This is a genomic window from Blautia massiliensis (ex Durand et al. 2017) (assembly GCF_051861785.1).
Taxonomy (GTDB): Bacteria; Bacillota; Clostridia; order Lachnospirales; family Lachnospiraceae; genus Blautia_A; species Blautia_A luti_A.
This window is the reverse complement of sequence record NZ_CP146725.1, coordinates 2,974,484-2,991,634: the sequence shown is the minus strand read 5'-3', so window position 1 is coordinate 2,991,634 and position 17,151 is coordinate 2,974,484. Positions and strand designations below refer to the sequence as shown.

Below are 17,151 nucleotides of genomic sequence, written 5' to 3'. Positions count from 1 at the left end.
TAAGTACACTCCACAGTCGTTAATTCCCGAAATAGCCTTCGGTACATACTTACGTTTGCGGGATCATGCAACTTCGTAAGTCTCTGCATCTCTCAGATTCCGTGCTGCATTGAGATCTCTGTCCTCAATATATCCACATGTGCATCTGTAGATCCTGTCTGAAAGTTTCAGATCTTTTTTAATACAGCTGCAGCAGTGGCAGATCCTGGAAGATGGATACCATCGGTCAACTACCCTCAGTTCGATTCCATATTCAGCACATTTTGTTTTCAATTTTGTCCGGAATTCATAGAATTTCTGGGACGCAACTGCTTTTGAGAGATGCCGGTTCTTCATCATCCCGGATATGTTCAGATCCTCGATCGTTATATGAGACGGCTTGGTTTTCACTATCTCAGATATTACCTTGTTGATATGATCTGTACGGATATTTTCTATCCGATGATGAAGTTTCTGTACTTTAAGCTTTTGTTTGCATATATTTGCTCTTTGAGTGGTCTCTCCTTTCTTTAAATTCTCATATTTACGGGAAAGCTTTCGCTGTGCCCGTCTTAATTGTTTCTCAAGTTTTCTGATCCGTGCTGTTTTATTGATATTTCTGTATACAGTTCCATTTGACACAACTGCAAAGTCTTTCAGCCCCAGATCAATTCCGATCCCATCAGTGAAATTTCCATCTGCTTCCGGAGCAGGTATATCGACAAGTGCAGACACATAATATCTGCCTGCTTTCATGGAAACTGCCCCGCTTCGGATCACATATCCATCCTTAGAGGCCGGAATGTAACCTTTTTCTTTCAGCCTTACCCAGCCAAGTGTTGGGATCTTGATCCTGTGACGTTCACAGAGACAGTCTTTGGGATTATTCTTTACAAAATACATTTTTACATCAGATCTTCCTTTTTTCTTATATCTCGGGAAACTACTCTGATGATGAAAAAATCTTGAAAAAGCGGTACAGGCATTTTCGATTGCATTCTTTACCGATTTGGAACTGACTTCTCTGATCCAGAAATATTCCGGATGCCCTGGAAGGTATTCATTGTTCAGCCATACACTGAACGACTTGCCGCTCATAAATCTTTCACCGGCATCATAACGTTCTTTATTATGAAACAGGTAGAAATTATAAATATATCTGCATGTGCCGATTGTCTTATGTATTTTGATCTTCTGCTCTTCTGTAGGATTGATCTCTGTCTTGAAGCTCTTCAGCAATCTCCTCATCCTTTTCTATCTGTTTTTTATACTTACGAAGTCCATATAATCTACAGGAAAATACATGAAGGATGGAAATAATATCCTGTACAAGTTCTTCCTGTGGTGACAGTTCTTCATTGTTCACCACCAGTATCGTTGTGTGGAATTTCATGCAGAATCTTTCAAACCAGTCGTATCCAAAACGGATAAATCTGTCTTTATGCGTGATCACTATGGTTTTGACCTTCTGCTCCATGACTTCGTCCAGTAATCCATTCCATTTCCTGCGGTTATAATTAAGTCCGCTTCCATAGTCTTCCATGCACTGGTCTACGATCATTCCTCTGGCATTACAGAACTGACGCAGAAATGCTGTCTGATTTTGAAGATCATCCCTTTGGTTTTTGGTAGATACTCTTGCATAAATAACAACTTTTCGTTTATCATGTTCTATATTTATACCTTTAAATTGAAGATACTGGTCATATGTGTAATAACGCCTGTCTGTTGGAGTTCGGTTTGCTTTTAAGATTCCCTCTCTGTCCCATCTCTGAAGCGTTTTTACAGAAACACCTAATAATTCAGCAAAATCTTTTGGTTTATAATTTGTGATATTTGATGTGTCCATAATATACCTCCATAAGTATATTTAAACACATTTAATATCTTTTTACAATATATTTAGTTACTTATATCATCCTCCTGCGCTCACCCAGCCGCCGAACAGTTCCGGTGCAAGGTCGATCTCACAGGCATCCAGTACATCTTTTAGCTGTGAAGGATTGCTGACGCCGGTTACAGGCACAGCCTGGAATGGCTGATGGAAAAAGTACGCCAGAGACAGGGACTGCAGGCTGTGGCCGGTTTCTTTCTGCAGCTTTAACAGCTTCTGATAGGTACGAAGATTTGTCTCGTTCCAGTAGGATCTTTTCATACTTTCTGAAAGACCTGCAATCTGTGTTTCCTTCTCCCGCATCCAGGATGCATCCACCTCTGCATCTGTACAGGAAAGCCCCATTTTCTGAAGTTTTGAAAAAAATCCCATTGCAGTGGAAGAAAACGGAACGGCAGCAGCGCCTGTCTCACAGTGCCACTGATATTCTTCCCTGGAAAACTCCACAAGTGTAGGATCCGGATTTGTATTTCCTCCGGGATTGATTCCTGCAAGACTCCACTGATTGGATACTGCTGTGATCCCTGAAAGATCTCGTTCTCTCAGACACTGCGCAATTTCTTTCAGCCTCTCTGTGCGGTAATTGGAAAATCCATAATAACGGATCCGGCCTTCTTTTTTCAATTCTTCCAGAATATCCACGATTTCCTCTACCTGTTTCTTCGGATCATCTCTGTGAAGCCAGTAAAAATCCATCTCATCTTTTCCCAGTGTGCGGCAGCTCTCATCCAGGTCCATGCGGATATCTTCTTTTTTCACTCTGCTGCGGCCCGGATCCTCAAAGGAATAGTGCGCGCCCTTCGTTGCCACAATAACTTTTCCCTGCATGCCACTCTCTTTCAGCCATTTTCCTATGATCTGCTCACTGCAGTTTCCATGTCCTTTTAGCCATTTGCAATATACATTTGCCGTATCAATAAAATTTCCGCCTGCGCGTGCAAATGCATTCAGAATCTCAAAGCTTTTTTCCAGGTCTGATTTATCTCCAAATCCTGCTGTTCCGAGGCAGATAGGACTGATGTTCAGATCTGTATTGTTCAGCTGTATATATTTCATCTACGTAACCTCCCGTATTCATATATATCTTTTTCTATTATAACTTTTTTCCGTAGATCCGAACAGTATATTTCCCAACTATCCATATACTATGGCACAAAAAAATCCTCCGGCACATGCATGCCGGAGGATTTGGTATTCCGTTATCTTAACAATATGATTTATTTGTAAAGTGGTCCATAGTTCTTGCAAGCGCGGAAGTCTGCACCCTCTTTTTCCATACCGAATGCGTTCCAAGCTGCCGGACGATAGATATCCTTCTCAGGAACGTTGTGCATGGATACCGGGATTCTCAGCATAGAGCACATTGTGATCAGATCTGCACCGATGTGTCCGTAGGAGATCGCACCGTGGTTAGCACCCCAGTTGTTCATTACATCGTAAGCTGTTTTGAACGGTCCCTCTTTGCCATCGCATCTTGGAGCGAACCATGTACATGGCCATGTGTAATCTGTACGTTTCCAGAGCTTGTCAGATACCTCTTCCGGAAGGGCTACTGTCCATCCCTCTGCGATCTGAAGAACCGGTCCAAGTCCTTTTACAAGGTTCAGACGGATCATAGTTGCAGGCATCTGAGCACGTGTTTCATAACGGCTGGAGTATCCGCCTCCACGGAAGTATCCGTTGTCGGCCATACACCACTCTGTATTGTCCATGATCGCTTTCTGGTCTGCCTCTGTAACATCCCACCACTGTTTCATAACTGGTGTTCCGTCAGCCTCTTTAGCCTGTCCGTTAGCATCCAGGCAAGCAGCACCGGAGTTGATCAGATGAAGGAATCCGCCAGCTTCTTTGGCAACACCCTCAAGGTCATATCCTGTAGCTTTCTTAACTGCCTCCGGGCTCCAGTATGTACGAACATCCGCGAAGATCTGAGCACGTCCTGTAAGAAGTTTCATGAACAGCATTCCAAGTCCGTTGAGAACATCGTTCTCTGTAGCAAGGATGTACGGCTCACGAGCGCCATTCCAGTCGAAGGATGTGTTCAGCATAGCCTCTGCGAAGTCACCGTTCGGATAGAAGTCTGTCCACTGTCTCTGGCCCTGGAATCCAGCTGCAAGAGCATTGTGTCCGATTGCTTCCTCGGAGAATTCCGGAGCAAGATTATCACAGCCGTTCATCAGCTCTTTGATGATAACTGCCATCTTAACAACAAACTCGAACTGCTCCTCTTTCTTCTCTGGTGAGAACTGAAGCTCTTCCGGGTTCTTGTCCCAGCCGATCTTGCAGGTCTCTTTTGCCCATTTGAGAGCTTTCTCAAACTCTTCGTGATCGTAGATACCCTCTGTCATACGACGGATGATCTCTACCTCATCAACAGACTCAACTCTCATTCCGAGATAGGACTCGATGAAATCAGAATCGATGATAGATCCGCCGATACCCATTGTTACAGAACCGATCTGCAGGTAGGATTTGCCTCTCATGGATGCAGCTGCAACTGCTGCACGGCCGAATCTTAACAGTTTCTCTTTAACGTCTTCCGGAATGGATGTGTCGTCAGCTTCCTGAACGTCATGTCCGTAGATACCGAATGCCGGAAGACCTTTCTGTGCATGTGTAGCAAGAACGGATGCCAGATATACAGCACCAGGTCTCTCTGTTCCGTTGAATCCCCATACAGCCTTGATGGTCTGTGGATCCATATCCATGGTCTCAGCTCCGTAGCACCAGCATGGTGTAACGGTAAGAGTGATATCTACACCCTCTTTACGGAATTTATCCGCACATGCAGCGCTCTCACCAACACGTCCGATTGTGGTATCAGCAATAACAACTTTTACAGGCTCACCATTTGAATATTTCAGGTTCTCCTCGAAAAGCTTTGCTGCGGATTTGGCCATGTTCATAGTCTGATCTTCCAGAGATCCTCTTACATCGAGGGCTCCTCTACGTCCGTCGATGGTTGGTCTGATACCGATAACCGGATAGCTGCCTACTAATCTGCTCTTTGCCATAGTAACAATTACCTCCTAAATTTATATTCACTATTATAACTTACAGTTTTTTTACGTTCCAACAACTCCTGTCCGAACTATGCTTTTATTATACGATTGCATCTTTTAAATTACTTGTGTTATAATAGCAAAAAACAGTACAATATTCACTTTTTCATATGAGTTCCTAAAAAATCTATAAAATTTAAGAAAGAAGGGTTGTATTTTGCACGATCTTGGAAGAAATGAGGACAGACTTCGAGGTACCTATGAATTTCCTTTTGAATTCCACCACATTGACAGCAGCCATCCACGCTATGTCATGTCCTACCACTGGCATGTAGAATGTGAAATCATGCGTGTATTACAGGGCACTCTCACCGTCACTTTAGACGAAAAAAGTTTTACAGCAAACACCGGAGATGTGATTTTTATCAACAGTGGAGTTCTGCATTCCGGAATTCCTCAGGATTGTATCTATCAGTGCATTGTTTTTGATATGAACATGTTTCTGAAATTTAATTCCGTCTGCACAGAATATATGCAGAAGATCAGCCACCAGGAACTTCTGATCTATCACCATTTCACTGAAAAGCAGCCTGATATCCAGAGATCAGTGAACTCTCTTTTTGATTCTTTCTGGCAGAGAAAGCCAGGATATGAGCTGGTTGTGTTTGGACAATTTTACCACTTTTTCGGATTGGTTTTTGGTAATCATTACTACCTGGAAAGTCTGCGGAAAACCAGACGAGATTACAAGCGCATTGTCCAGCTGAAGCAGGTCGTGGAATTTATTGAAAAGAACTATGCCAGCCCCATTACCCTGCAGGAGCTTTCCGCTTCGGTTTCCATGTCTCCCAAATATTTCTGCCGGTTCTTTTCCGAGATGACTCATCAGACACCAATGGATTACCTCAACCGCCAGAGGATCGAGCAGGCCTGCTGCCAGCTGGCTACCACCGATGATTCCATCACGGAGATTGCCTATCGGAATGGATTTAATGATCTGAGCTACTTTATCCGTACCTTCAAAAAGTACAAGGGGATCACCCCCGGCAAATATAAAAGACGCTGAAATATTTTTCCACGTCTTAATGGCACATACCAGAGTATTACATGACAAAAAGCAGGATTTCGCACATATTGCGGATATCCTGCTTTTTGAGGAATTGGGCTGTTTTATGTAAATACAGCTTTTTCGGCCTGGCGGAGAACAGTCATGCCGGAGCGGATTCCCGTTTTGCAGACGGGCTATGTTCATGTCTTTATGAATACATGCTACTCTTCTGTATGCGAAAAAAACCGGCAGGGCAGATTTTCTGCATGAAAAAGCCGACGCAGATCGTGAAGGAGCCTGATCTCTGTTCACGAAGTGACCAGCACCAGATTATATCTTAATTGAAAGCGGATACGATCATCCACCTCACTGCTTGCTTCTGACCAACGGATATCTCACACAGTCGGTCCATCTACTCGAAGGGATTCCACTGCTGCATAGAACTCTGCTTGCGAAATGCCTGTACGCTGCACCGGAACGTGCAGCAGAAATATGATACAGTTAAAAACGATCCGGCCGCACCATAGCCTCCGGATGTTTCCTGCTTGTCTTATTCTAACAAATGCCTCTTTGAAATGCAAGAAATTTCAGAACATTTCGCTCCTCATTTTCCGACAGCAAAAGTCTCTTTCCTACAGCTTTTGCACCGCATCTATAAACCTTTTTCCGTATTTTTCGTACTTGTGCCTGCCGACTCCTGTCACATTCAGCATTTCCTCCTCGTTTCCGGGCTTCAGAAGACACATATGGATAAGGGTTTTGTCGGAAAAGACCATATAAGGGGGGATTTTTTCCTCTCTGGCGATCTCCAGGCGAAGCGCACGGAGCTTCTGAAAAAGGGGCTCATCCTGCTCTCCCAGTTCCCCGACTGCAGATTTCGGAAGTCTGCTCCGTTTCTCCTTTTTCTTCGGCTCCTGCTCCTTTGGCATTTTCATTGTGAGGATATGCGCCTCCTCCAGAAGTGACCTGGAAGCGGCGGTCAGCTTCACAATCGTATATCCGTCATCCGTCAGATAAAGATATTCCTTCAGTACCAGATAATTAAAGATCTGCCGCAGCCGGTGTGCCGGAATCTTTGCACAGACTCCATATTCCGGATTTCCATCCATCTCATACTGCCGGATCTTCGCCGTAGATGCACCACGCAGAGTATCCAGGATCACGGTCACCCCATATCTCTGACCACTGCTTTCCACGCACCGGATCATTGCCCTGGCCTCCCGGCTCACATCCTGCTCTTCAAACTCGGTCTGGCAGTTCAGGCAGTTTCCGCAGTAGCTTTTTCCGTATTCCCCAAAATATTTCAGGATGTACTCACGCAGACAATCATGGGTAAAGCAGTAAAAGGTCATCTGCTTCAGCCTCTCCTGATCACGCTCCCGGACAAGGCGCCAGGCTGCCGCTTCCATTTCCTGGTTATCCTGTCCTCTCTCGATAAGATACTGATTGGTAACCACATCCTTCCCGCTGTAAAGCAGGATACATTCCGCAGGATCGCCGTCACGGCCCGCACGGCCTGCTTCCTGATAATAGCCTTCCATGTTCTTCGGCATATTATAATGAATGACATAACGCACATCGGACTTGTCGATTCCCATTCCAAATGCATTGGTGGCTACCATCACACGGCAGCGGTCATAAATAAAATCATCCTGATTGTTCCGGCGTTCCTCATCGGAAAGTCCTGCATGATATCTGGTTGCCGTGATGCCGTCACGGATCAGCTTTCCGCAGACCTCCTCCACCAGCTTTCTGGTGAGACAGTAGATAATCCCACTGTCGTCCGGATGCTCCAGTATGTAATCGTGTACTTCCTTATATTTATCTTTCGGTGTTTTCACTGCAAAATAAAGGTTTTCCCGGTCAAATCCTGTGGTTGTGCAAAAGGGATCCTGAAGCCCCAGAAGTCTTGCAATATCCTCCCTGACCTCCTTCGTGGCTGTAGCTGTAAATGCACCGATCACCGGTCTTTTGGGAAGCTGTGCCACAAACTCTGCGATCTTCAAATAGCTTGGCCGAAAATCCTGTCCCCACTGAGATACACAGTGTGCCTCATCCACCGCAATCATAGATATATCCGCACTCAGCGCAAAATCCAGAAACGCCTCTGTGGTAAGCCGTTCCGGTGCCACATAGATAATTGAGTAACGTCCTGCTTTTGCATAGCGCAAAGCAGTAAAATACTGCCCCTGTGTCAGGGAGCTGTTGAGGTATGCCGCTGAGATTCCCGCCTGGTTCAGGCTCCGTACCTGATCTTTCATAAGGGAGATCAGGGGGGAAATTACCAGTGTGATTCCTTTCATCATCAGTGCCGGTACCTGATAACAGATCGATTTTCCTGCTCCTGTAGGCATTACCGCCAGAACATCTTTTCCTGCAAGAAGCGCATCGATCACCGCTTCCTGCCCTTCTCTGAAAGTATCATACCCAAAGTGGGTCTTTAAAAGTTCCTGTTTCGTCATAAATCGACATGATCCTTTCTTTAATCAAATAACTGCTGTTTTCTGAATGTTTTATTTTAACATATTTTTAAAGTGATTTCCAATTTATGTGTCATTGTTACTGTTTACTTTGTGACTGGCAACGTCTTTATTTTCTGCCTGTCCGTTGACAAATTCCCCATTCTTTTTTAACATTGGATTTATCCGGTTTGGCAGATGGATAAACCTGTTTTATCTGCCGGCCACACACAAAATGAAGGAGGAATCTGAAATGGATGAAAAAATCACTCAGGAATCACTGACGAAAAGTAATAAAACCAAATACCGTCTGGCAAAATCCATGAAAAAATGTATGCAGTCTTCTTCTGTGGAGAGCATCACAGTAAAGCAGATCGCAGAAAACTGCGGGCTTACCAGACAGACCTTTTATCGAAATTTTCTGGATAAATACGATCTGATCAACTGGTATTTTGATAAACTTCTTACGAAATCTTTCGAACATATGGGACAGGGAAAAAACGTTTACGATGCACTGGTCAAAAAATTCACCTACATTCAGGAAGAACGTACATTTTTTTCTGCCGCTTTTCGATATGATGAACAGAATTCTCTGCGACAACATGATTTCGAACTGATTCTCGACTTTTATGAGAATCTGATTTGTGAAAAAACAAACAATTTTCCGTCAAAAAATATCCACTATCTCCTGGAAATGTACTGCTACAGTTCCATTTACATGACCGTTCAATGGGTAACCGGTGAAATCGTGTGCACACCGGCAGAAATGGCTTTAATACTGGTAGATGCAATGCCTGAGAAGCTTAAGAACCTTTTCTTAAAATTGGAAATTCTTAACTAAAACACGACATCTTCTTTGGTAAATACTTCTAAAGTTACAGAAAACGTTACATTTAACCGATTCTGTAACTTTCTTTTTTGCCCGGAAATTGTTAATATAATATCAAAGATATGGCGTATTCAGCGCAGAAAGGAATGATAATCATGTCAAACAGAATTAATTTAAACGGAACTTCTTATCACGGAGCAGGTGCAATTGCAGAGATCGCAAATGAAGCAAAAGCCCGCGGATTCAAAAAAGCATTTGTATGTTCCGATCCGGATCTGATCAAATTTAACGTAACAAGCAAGGTAACTGACATCCTTGATAAAAACGGACTGGAATATGAAATTTACTCTGATATCAAAGCAAACCCTACTATTCAGAATGTACAGCATGGCGTAGAAACCTTCAAAAAATCCGGTGCTGATTACATCATTGCAATCGGCGGAGGTTCTTCCATGGATACTTCCAAGGCAATCGGAATCATCATTGCAAACCCGGAATTCGAAGATGTAAGAAGCCTTGAGGGTACTGCTCCTACCAAAAAACCTTGCGTTCCGATCATCGCTGTTCCGACAACAGCCGGTACTGCAGCTGAGGTTACTATCAACTACGTTATCACAGATGTTGAGAAAAAACGTAAATTTGTATGCGTTGACCCACATGATATGCCGATCATCGCTGTTGTTGATCCTGAGATGATGTCCTCCATGCCAAAAGGGCTGACCGCTTCCACAGGTATGGATGCCCTTACTCATGCAATTGAAGGTTACACAACAAAAGCTGCATGGGAAATGACAGATATGTTCCATCTGAAAGCAATCGAACTGATCTCCAAATCTCTTCGTGGTGCTGTTGATAATACAAAAGAAGGCCGTGAAGGAATGGCTCTTGGACAGTATATCGCAGGTATGGGATTCTCCAATGTAGGTCTTGGCATTGCCCATTCCATGGCTCATACTCTGGGTGCTGTTTATGATACACCTCATGGTGTTGCATGCGCTATGATGCTTCCGATCGTTATGGAATACAACCAGAAATGCACCGGCGAAAAATATCGTGAGATCGCACGTGCAATGGGTGTTAAAAATGTAGACTCCATGACCCAGGAAGAATACAGAAAAGCTGCTATTGATGCAGTTAAAAAACTTTCTGTTGATGTTGGAATCCCGACAAAACTGGAAGCTATCAAAGAAGAAGATCTTCAGTTTCTGGCAGAATCCGCATATGCAGATGCATGTGCACCTGGAAACCCGAAAGATGCAAGCGTTGAAGATCTGAAAGCTCTCTTCAGAAAGATTATGTAATCCTAATCTGTCTAAACAAAAAAGAACAGGTTATGAATGAATGGCGTTCATAACCTGTTTTTCTTTTCTTTATTGTCATGTATTTAATTCTTTACTTTCAGAGTACTTCATTCAGAATCTGCAGTCCATATTCTGCAAGACTGTTGTCCTCTTCGCCAGTACCACCACTGATGCCAAGGCCGCCGATAATGGTGTCTCCGACTTTCAGCGGTACGCCGCCTCCGAATATTACGATATTGTCGCTCATCTTGCCAAGACCATAGAATGTCTGGCCTGGCTGTGTCAGTCTGGAAAGCTCCATGGTTGACATCTTCACGGCAACGGATGTATAAGCCTTTTTTACAGCCATATCAAAACTTACAAGAAAAGATCCGTCCATCACATGAACCGCAACCGGATTTCCGTCCGGACTGCATACCGCAATTACAGAAGGCTTGTTTCTTCTCAGGGCTTCCTGCTCGATCTTCTCGATCAGACGTTTGGCAGAATCCAGTGTGATACGACCCTGGATCCCCATGCGCTTCAGCACTTCCTGGATCATCGCTGTGCTTGCCGCCATACTGTCATTCTGTGCCATCGCTGTATTTCCTCCTGCTGTTGTCACCACAGACACATTTTCCTGTGTATTCTGAGCCTGCATCAATGTATTCTGCTGTATCTGTTCTGTCTGTGGTTCTGCTGTACCTGCTGCAACATTCGCATTATTTTCAACAGTTCCTGCAACTTCTTTCTCAGTATTTTCTGATCCGGCAGCTCCCTGAACACGTTCAAAAACTTCTTTTTTCTTCTCTTTGATCTTCGACGCATCCACATACCTTGCCAGCACATAAAAATAATCTGACAGCCGGTTCATATATTTCTTGGCTCCGGTATCCGATCCAAACTTCACACTGACCAGCGCAAGCTCTCTCTCAGCCCTCCGCGCCACAGCTCTTGTCACATCAATCTCAGCCGCAACTCGGGAATCCCCCGGAAGAATCGGAAGCCTCTCTCCGGAAAAAATCTCTTTCATCCGGCCAATCTCCTCCTCCAGAAGCTCCGTCCGGTCTTCACTGACCTTAAATTCCCGATTATAAGGATCAGAAACCCCATCTATGATCTTCTTCAAAGTCTCCGAGATCTTCTCCAGCATCCGGACAATATCCCCGTCACCAATCAGAGCCCTGACAAGCCCAATATGACTCAACAGCTCCTCAATAGACCCCATCAGACAGATACGGTCATCCGACTTGGAAACATTCTTCGTATGGGAAAGATCCGTCATTCCCTTATCACCATACCCGGTATAAACCTCCATCACCGCTCAACCTCCCAGTAAATCCTGATAATAAACACTTATCTATATCAGGCCACTTTTACAATACTCAACAATACTACGATTGAATACCATATCGGCACAACATCACGCCCGGAACAAACCAAGCATACAGGCACAAGTCAATAACCTTCCGCCCGCCACAGTCAAGCACTCTAAAAAAAGCCCGAAGGGTGTGCAGAGGGTCCGGGGCTTCGGACCCTTTGCGATTTTTCTTTTATCAAAAAGACCAAAGTTTAGTATAAATCTTAACAATATCCTCTTTCTTCGGTACACGCGGATTTGCCGCTGTGCAGGCATCCGCAAGTGCCATATCCGCCATCTTATCAACCGCCGCAAAATAAGCATCCGGTGTGATCGTCTTCATCTCTTCGATGGTAAGCGGGATATTCATCTCTTTCTGCATAAACTGGATCCAGTTTACAAGAGATCTTACGCTCATAACTTCGTTATAATTGCTCAGTCCAAGAAGATGTGCAATATTGGAATATCTCTTTACTGCCGGAAGATATTCTTTCTGGCTTCTGCTGCGTTTGTTGATATTTGCATTATATTCAACAATATGCGGCAACAGCATCGCATTAGCTCTTCCGTGAGGAATATGGAAAATAGCCCCCAGCTGATGTGCCATACTGTGTGTGATACCAAGTCCTGCGGCATTAAAGGAAAGTCCTGCCAGACAGGATGCTACATGCATTTTCTGTCTTGCATGCATATCATTACCATCAACATATGCACGGTAAAGATATACACCACAGATCTCAATGGATTTCTCTGCAAGTGCAGAAGTAAACTCATTGTGATTGATGCTGACATAAGACTCAATTGCATGAGTCAGAACATCCATACCTGTATCTGCTGTGATCGCAGGTGGAACACTGCGTACAAGCTCAGCATCCAGGATCGCCTCATCGGCTGTCAGGCTGTCTGAGATCAACGGATATTTCACATGTGCTTCTGTATCATTTACAACTGCAAAAGAAGTAACCTCGGAGCCAGTACCACTTGTTGTAGGAATGGCAACCAGTCCAACCTTTCCGTAATTGTTGATCTTCAGGGCAAACTCACGGATTGCCTTGGAGGAGTCGATGGCAGAGCCACCACCTACTGCAACGATCGCTTCCGGCTGATACTGAAGGAATTTTTTGACTCCTTCGGCAATTTTTCCAACCGGAGCGTCCGGAACAACATCACAGAAAATATCAAATTCTTTTCCACCTGCCTGAAGCGGTTTTGTGATCATATCGATCATTCCGCTTTTTACAACAAACGGATCTGTGACAACAAGGACTCTTTTGTATGGAATATCTCTCAGTCTTCCCAGGGCATCAGCTCCAAAATGGATGGCTGTTTTCATTTCAAATGTATTCATAGAAACTGCTCCCTCTCGTCAAACCGAAACACAGTTCTTTTTTGTCTGCCTGTGTTCGGATAAAGTAAAGCGGATCTCCGCATTCCGCATACACTGCATGCTCATGAACATAATCGTTTCACAATATATGTTCCGTCTATTTCGGGTAGATGCATTCGATCTTATGCCCGCTGAAATACTTCAGCCACTTTTCAGACGGTTTTTTGTCTGTGATGATCGTCTCGATATCCCGCAGCTGTCCTGCCACGGAAAAAGCAGTCTGATCAAATTTCGTGCTGTCTACCACCAGAATACGCATTTTTCCGGAATTGATCATGGCTTTTTTGGTTGTTCCAAAGGCTTCTTTGGATTCCATGATCCCCATATCCTCGTTTAATGCCTTACAGGAAAAAATAACCTTGTCCACATAGTAAGAGCGGATCACTTCCTCGGTCCTGGCACCAAGAAATGCAAGATATCCTTCCTTCATCACTCCGCCGGTGGAAATAATCTTCCAGCCGGATACATCAGAGAGCTCCAGAAGGATCTCCATAGAATTGGTAACAACGGTAAGACGTTCCTTTTCTTTCAGAGCCTTGGCCACAAAAACTGCCGTTGTGCTGGCATCCAGAAAAATGTGATCTCCGTCATTCACCATGGAAGCAGCAATCTCCGCCATTTTCTGCTTTCCCTGTACATTCTGGTTTTTACGAATATTAAATGGTAAATCAATACCGACATCTTCATTGATCACCGCACCGCCATAACTCTTTGTGGCAAGTCCCTCTTTTTCCAGCTTGTCCAGATCACGGCGGATGGTTTCTTCTGAGACACTGTAAAGCTGGCTTAGTTCACTTACAACAACCCTTTTCTCTTCCTGTAATTTCTCGAGAATCAGATTTCTTCTTTCTAATGCTAGCATAAGATGCCTCCTTTTCAGATGTCATTGCAGGGATACCCTTCAAAAGGATATCCCACAGATATAAAGACAATATTAAAGGATCGTATCGATCATTCTCCTGTCCGGATGAGCGATCACTGAGGAATCCATGTACATTCCTTTTTCAGCCACCAGCTCTTTTGCTCTTTCGATAGAAGCCTCTACTGCAGAAACCTCGCCGGTAAGAAGCATGTATGATTTACCGCACATACCCTTGGCGATACGAAGCTCGATCAGATCAACGATAGCTGTCTTAGCTGCCTGATCTGCCGCCTCGATGATAGATGCTGCATCATAGGTCTCAAGAATTCCCAGGGCACTGATCTCCTCGACCTGTGTGGTTCCGTAGATTGCCGGGAAAATGGACTCATGTGGATTGCCCAGTACAAAACTGTCAATACATTTGTCCTCGTATGTTGTTACAGCTGTGTCTACAGCAGCTTTTACTGCGCTTAAATCTCCGGTGATAATTGCAATATATTTTCCCGGACATACTGTCTGCGCCTCCACGATCTCTACTTCAGATGTCTTAACCATGGCATCTGCTGCAGTGATACCAGCTGGTGTGGTTTTAAACTCAATCATTCCGATTGCTCTACTCATTTTGTGCACGTCCTTTCTAATTTCTTGCAATTACAACATGACGGTCTGTCACTTCTGTAACCTTACCGCTGATGGTTGCATGGATTCCGACACTTAATCCCTGTGCAGGCTGTGCGATCATCTGACCTTCTGTTACCATATCGCCTACATTTACGATTGCCTGTGCCGGTGCACCGATATGCTGGCTTAAGAGAACCTTTACCTTCGATACGTTTACAAGTTCTTCCTGAAGCGGTGCATCCTTGTCATATCTGGTAAGTCCCAGACGTGCCATCAGACGCTCCTCAGGAACCTTGCGGTATTCTCTGGACTCCTGAACCGGCTTCGGCTGAACACCCTGAGGTGGTCTGATCCCTGCCTTACGAAGTCCGCCCTTCATATCTGCAAGCAGTGTTCTCGGAGCCAGGCTCTGCGGACACGCATACATCTCGCAGACACCACAGGAGCTGCAGAATGCAGAATTGATATAAGGATTTACATTTCTGAAATCCTGATTGGATGCTGCCATCATGAACATTGCCGGATCGATCGGGTGTCCCAGATTATGTCTCGGGCAAAGATCTGTACATGTATGGCAGTGGCAGCAGATCGATGCTGCTCTCTTCAGATCTATAGAAGAAGTCCGCTGCTTCTTCATGACAATAACATGGTCCTTTGGAAGAACCAGGATTGCATTCGTTGTTTTTGTAACCGGGTCTGAACCATTTCCGATACGTCCCATCATCGGGCCGCCAACGAAATATACAGGATCCTTTACAGTTGTACCGCCTGCCTGGGCAACAACCTCTTCCAGTGTACATCCCAACGGAACCTTCACTGTAACAGGGTTCTCAACCTCAGCAACAACGGAAACATATTTACATGTGACCGGTTTATGTTCTTCTACCGCGCGGTATACATTGTAGAGAGTCTCTACATTAAATACGGCTACTCCCTGCTCGATCGGCAGTCCTCCGGGCCGTACCACACGTCCGGTTGCCTCATAAATAAGAACAACCTCATCACCCATAGGATAAACCTCATCAAGAAGATGCATCTTAACCCTTGGGAATTCTTCGATATGCTGATTTAAAGCATTGATCGTCTGTACATAAGATTTTTTGATTCCGATAATGGCCTGGGAAGCTCCTACCGTCTCCGCAACCATATCGAATGTTTTCATGATCTCGTATGCGTGCTTCTCCAACAACTGTCTGTGAAGTTTCAGTAATGGTTCGCACTCTGCACAGTTCATGAGAATGATTTCTGCTTTGTCTGTCAGCTTCATGTATGTAGGAAAACCTGCTCCACCTGCTCCGACAACACCATTCTCCTGCATAATTTTCTGTAATTCTTTGATATCCATGGCGTTACTCCAATCCTGCACCGTCATCTACGATTCCGACGATTGCGGCATCTACCGGTGCTGTTTCTACGCCGCAGCCAATTCTTGCTGCGCTTCCTTGTGCCACCAATACATATTCGCCGATTCCCGCACCGATGATATCGATGGCAACAATCTGGCTGTGCTCGGCTTTCATATGATGCACCGGCTCCACGATCATGAATTTATTTCCTATCAGTTTTTCACTTTTTCGTGTGGAAACAATACTCCCAACTACTTTGCCTACGATCATATGAGCCTCCGTTTTTCTCTATATCCTCTGCTGGGGATGCCGGAAACGGCATCCCCGAAGGAGGAATATTATTTGATTATGGTAACTGTATTGCCTGTGGCAATTCTTGCTGCATTTGCTTCATCTGTATCAATATGCATTTCCAGTGTAAAGCTGTCATCAACACGGATCTTAACCTGATTAAAGATCGTTCCACGCTCATTGTCAGCTTTAACAGAAACAACATCACCATCATGTACACCCGCAGCCTGGGCATCCTTCGGAGCCATGTGGATGTGACGCATAGCCACAATACATCCCTCTTTCAGATAAATGGCACCTTTCGGTCCGACGATGGCGATCGGTGCACTTCCTGCAAGATCACCGGACATACGTACCGGAACCTTCATTCCCAGCTTGATCGCATCTGTTGCGGAAACCTCAACCTGTGATTTACTGCGGACAGGTCCGAGGATCCTTACATTCTCGATCGCACGGAGCTTCAGTCCCACAATGGTAACTGTTTCGTTGGATGCAAACTGTCCGCCCATCAGATCCTTTTTCTTTGTGAGCTGATAGCCTTCTCCGAACAGTGCCTCCACATGCTCCTGTGTCAGGTGAATATGTCTTGCGGAAACTCCGATAGGAACAACGAAACCATTGCCCTTGTCTTCGTTTTTGTTGATCGCATCGATCACCATTTTTGTGATCATTTCAATATTATTCGTTTCCAAGAGTACACCTGCTTTCTTTCGGTTTCATGACTGAACTTAACTCAAAACACACCGGCCGGAAGCCTTAATGGCCATCAGGCCGGTGCGTCTTGGAACTGATC

15 protein-coding genes are annotated in these 17,151 nt (G+C 44.7%); 3 read left to right on the top strand and 12 right to left on the bottom strand.

All coding sequences use genetic code 11. The annotated features are described in order from the left end of the window. Positions 1-63 precede the first annotated feature (63 nt). The 4 genes from V9W66_RS13975 to V9W66_RS13960 all read right to left on the bottom strand — a co-directional run bounded on the left by V9W66_RS13975 (position 64) and on the right by V9W66_RS13960 (position 4,887). On the bottom strand, positions 64-1,227 hold the full coding sequence (locus V9W66_RS13975; RefSeq protein WP_439362785.1) for an RNA-guided endonuclease InsQ/TnpB family protein: 1,164 nt from the start codon (positions 1,225-1,227) through the stop codon (positions 64-66). After that, the gene (locus V9W66_RS13970; protein WP_144092646.1) at positions 1,157-1,813 is read right to left on the bottom strand and encodes an IS607 family transposase; all 657 of its coding nucleotides are present in this window, start codon (positions 1,811-1,813) and stop codon (positions 1,157-1,159) included. Before V9W66_RS13970 ends, V9W66_RS13975 begins: the two co-directional genes overlap by 71 nt. Positions 1,814-1,894: 81 nt before the next feature. Further along, entirely contained in the window at positions 1,895-2,929 is a 1,035-nt protein-coding gene (locus tag V9W66_RS13965; RefSeq protein ID WP_144092319.1) for an aldo/keto reductase, read from the bottom strand. A 161-nt stretch (positions 2,930-3,090) separates the two neighbouring features. After that, a complete protein-coding gene (locus tag V9W66_RS13960) occupies positions 3,091-4,887 on the bottom strand; it encodes an L-fucose isomerase (RefSeq protein ID WP_015525941.1) in 1,797 nt (598 codons plus the stop codon). Positions 4,888-5,092: 205 nt separating this feature from the next. Here V9W66_RS13960 and V9W66_RS13955 point away from each other — a divergent pair, with 205 nt between their 5' ends. Next, entirely contained in the window at positions 5,093-5,941 is an 849-nt protein-coding gene (locus tag V9W66_RS13955) for an AraC family transcriptional regulator (RefSeq protein WP_144092317.1), read from the top strand. Positions 5,942-6,555: 614 nt separating this feature from the next. On the opposite strand, the gene recQ is transcribed toward V9W66_RS13955, so the two are convergent. Continuing rightward, positions 6,556-8,385 (bottom strand): DNA helicase RecQ, encoded by a 1,830-nt coding sequence (gene recQ / locus V9W66_RS13950; RefSeq protein ID WP_144092315.1) that lies wholly within the window; start codon positions 8,383-8,385, stop codon positions 6,556-6,558. Between the two features lie 250 nt (positions 8,386-8,635). On the opposite strand from recQ, the gene V9W66_RS13945 reads away from it, so the two are divergent. Both V9W66_RS13945 and fucO read left to right on the top strand, forming a co-directional pair. Further along, complete coding sequence (locus tag V9W66_RS13945; RefSeq protein WP_144092313.1) at positions 8,636-9,223, top strand: TetR/AcrR family transcriptional regulator C-terminal domain-containing protein; 588 nt, start codon at positions 8,636-8,638, stop codon at positions 9,221-9,223. Between the two features lie 143 nt (positions 9,224-9,366). After that, on the top strand, positions 9,367-10,512 hold the full coding sequence (fucO, locus tag V9W66_RS13940; protein ID WP_144092311.1) for a lactaldehyde reductase: 1,146 nt from the start codon (positions 9,367-9,369) through the stop codon (positions 10,510-10,512). Between the two features lie 97 nt (positions 10,513-10,609). On the opposite strand, the gene V9W66_RS13935 is transcribed toward fucO, so the two are convergent. The 7 genes from V9W66_RS13935 to V9W66_RS13905 form a co-directional block, all read right to left on the bottom strand. Beyond that, positions 10,610-11,809 carry a cob(I)yrinic acid a,c-diamide adenosyltransferase gene (locus V9W66_RS13935; RefSeq protein ID WP_144092309.1) on the bottom strand — a complete coding sequence of 400 codons (1,200 nt, stop codon included), beginning with the start codon at positions 11,807-11,809 and terminating at the stop codon, positions 10,610-10,612. A 238-nt stretch (positions 11,810-12,047) separates the two neighbouring features. Next, positions 12,048-13,199, bottom strand: coding sequence for a 1-propanol dehydrogenase PduQ (locus V9W66_RS13930; protein WP_021651538.1), 1,152 nt, complete (start codon positions 13,197-13,199; stop codon positions 12,048-12,050). A 136-nt stretch (positions 13,200-13,335) separates the two neighbouring features. After that, positions 13,336-14,100, bottom strand: a complete 765-nt coding sequence (locus V9W66_RS13925; protein ID WP_144092307.1) for a DeoR/GlpR family DNA-binding transcription regulator — start codon at positions 14,098-14,100, stop codon at positions 13,336-13,338. A gap of 72 nt (positions 14,101-14,172) precedes the next feature. Beyond that, a complete protein-coding gene (locus V9W66_RS13920; protein ID WP_144092305.1) occupies positions 14,173-14,721 on the bottom strand; it encodes a BMC domain-containing protein in 549 nt (182 codons plus the stop codon). A gap of 16 nt (positions 14,722-14,737) precedes the next feature. Next, positions 14,738-16,066 carry a 4Fe-4S dicluster domain-containing protein gene (locus tag V9W66_RS13915; protein WP_144092303.1) on the bottom strand — a complete coding sequence of 443 codons (1,329 nt, stop codon included), beginning with the start codon at positions 16,064-16,066 and terminating at the stop codon, positions 14,738-14,740. A 4-nt stretch (positions 16,067-16,070) separates the two neighbouring features. Next, positions 16,071-16,337 (bottom strand): EutN/CcmL family microcompartment protein, encoded by a 267-nt coding sequence (locus V9W66_RS13910; protein WP_015525950.1) that lies wholly within the window; start codon positions 16,335-16,337, stop codon positions 16,071-16,073. Positions 16,338-16,405: 68 nt separating this feature from the next. After that, positions 16,406-17,017, bottom strand: coding sequence for a phosphate propanoyltransferase (locus V9W66_RS13905; RefSeq protein WP_373152625.1), 612 nt, complete (start codon positions 17,015-17,017; stop codon positions 16,406-16,408). Between the last annotated feature and the right edge of the window lie 134 nt (positions 17,018-17,151).

Bases quoted from the DNA above. Each gene is read 5' to 3' on its own strand.
- V9W66_RS13975 (WP_439362785.1), bottom strand. From the start codon at position 1,227: ATGAGGAGATTGCTGAAGAGCTTCAAGACAGAGATCAATCCTACAGAA.
- V9W66_RS13965 (WP_144092319.1), bottom strand. From the start codon at position 2,929: ATGAAATATATACAGCTGAACAATACAGATCTGAACATCAGTCCTATC.
- V9W66_RS13960 (WP_015525941.1), bottom strand. From the start codon at position 4,887: ATGGCAAAGAGCAGATTAGTAGGCAGCTATCCGGTTATCGGTATCAGA.
- recQ (WP_144092315.1), bottom strand. From the start codon at position 8,385: ATGACGAAACAGGAACTTTTAAAGACCCACTTTGGGTATGATACTTTC.
- V9W66_RS13945 (WP_144092313.1), top strand. From the start codon at position 8,636: ATGGATGAAAAAATCACTCAGGAATCACTGACGAAAAGTAATAAAACC.
- fucO (WP_144092311.1), top strand. From the start codon at position 9,367: ATGTCAAACAGAATTAATTTAAACGGAACTTCTTATCACGGAGCAGGT.
- V9W66_RS13935 (WP_144092309.1), bottom strand. From the start codon at position 11,809: ATGGAGGTTTATACCGGGTATGGTGATAAGGGAATGACGGATCTTTCC.
- V9W66_RS13930 (WP_021651538.1), bottom strand. From the start codon at position 13,199: ATGAATACATTTGAAATGAAAACAGCCATCCATTTTGGAGCTGATGCC.
- V9W66_RS13925 (WP_144092307.1), bottom strand. From the start codon at position 14,100: ATGCTAGCATTAGAAAGAAGAAATCTGATTCTCGAGAAATTACAGGAA.
- V9W66_RS13920 (WP_144092305.1), bottom strand. From the start codon at position 14,721: ATGAGTAGAGCAATCGGAATGATTGAGTTTAAAACCACACCAGCTGGT.
- V9W66_RS13915 (WP_144092303.1), bottom strand. From the start codon at position 16,066: ATGGATATCAAAGAATTACAGAAAATTATGCAGGAGAATGGTGTTGTC.
- V9W66_RS13910 (WP_015525950.1), bottom strand. From the start codon at position 16,337: ATGATCGTAGGCAAAGTAGTTGGGAGTATTGTTTCCACACGAAAAAGT.
- V9W66_RS13905 (WP_373152625.1), bottom strand. From the start codon at position 17,017: ATGGTGATCGATGCGATCAACAAAAACGAAGACAAGGGCAATGGTTTC.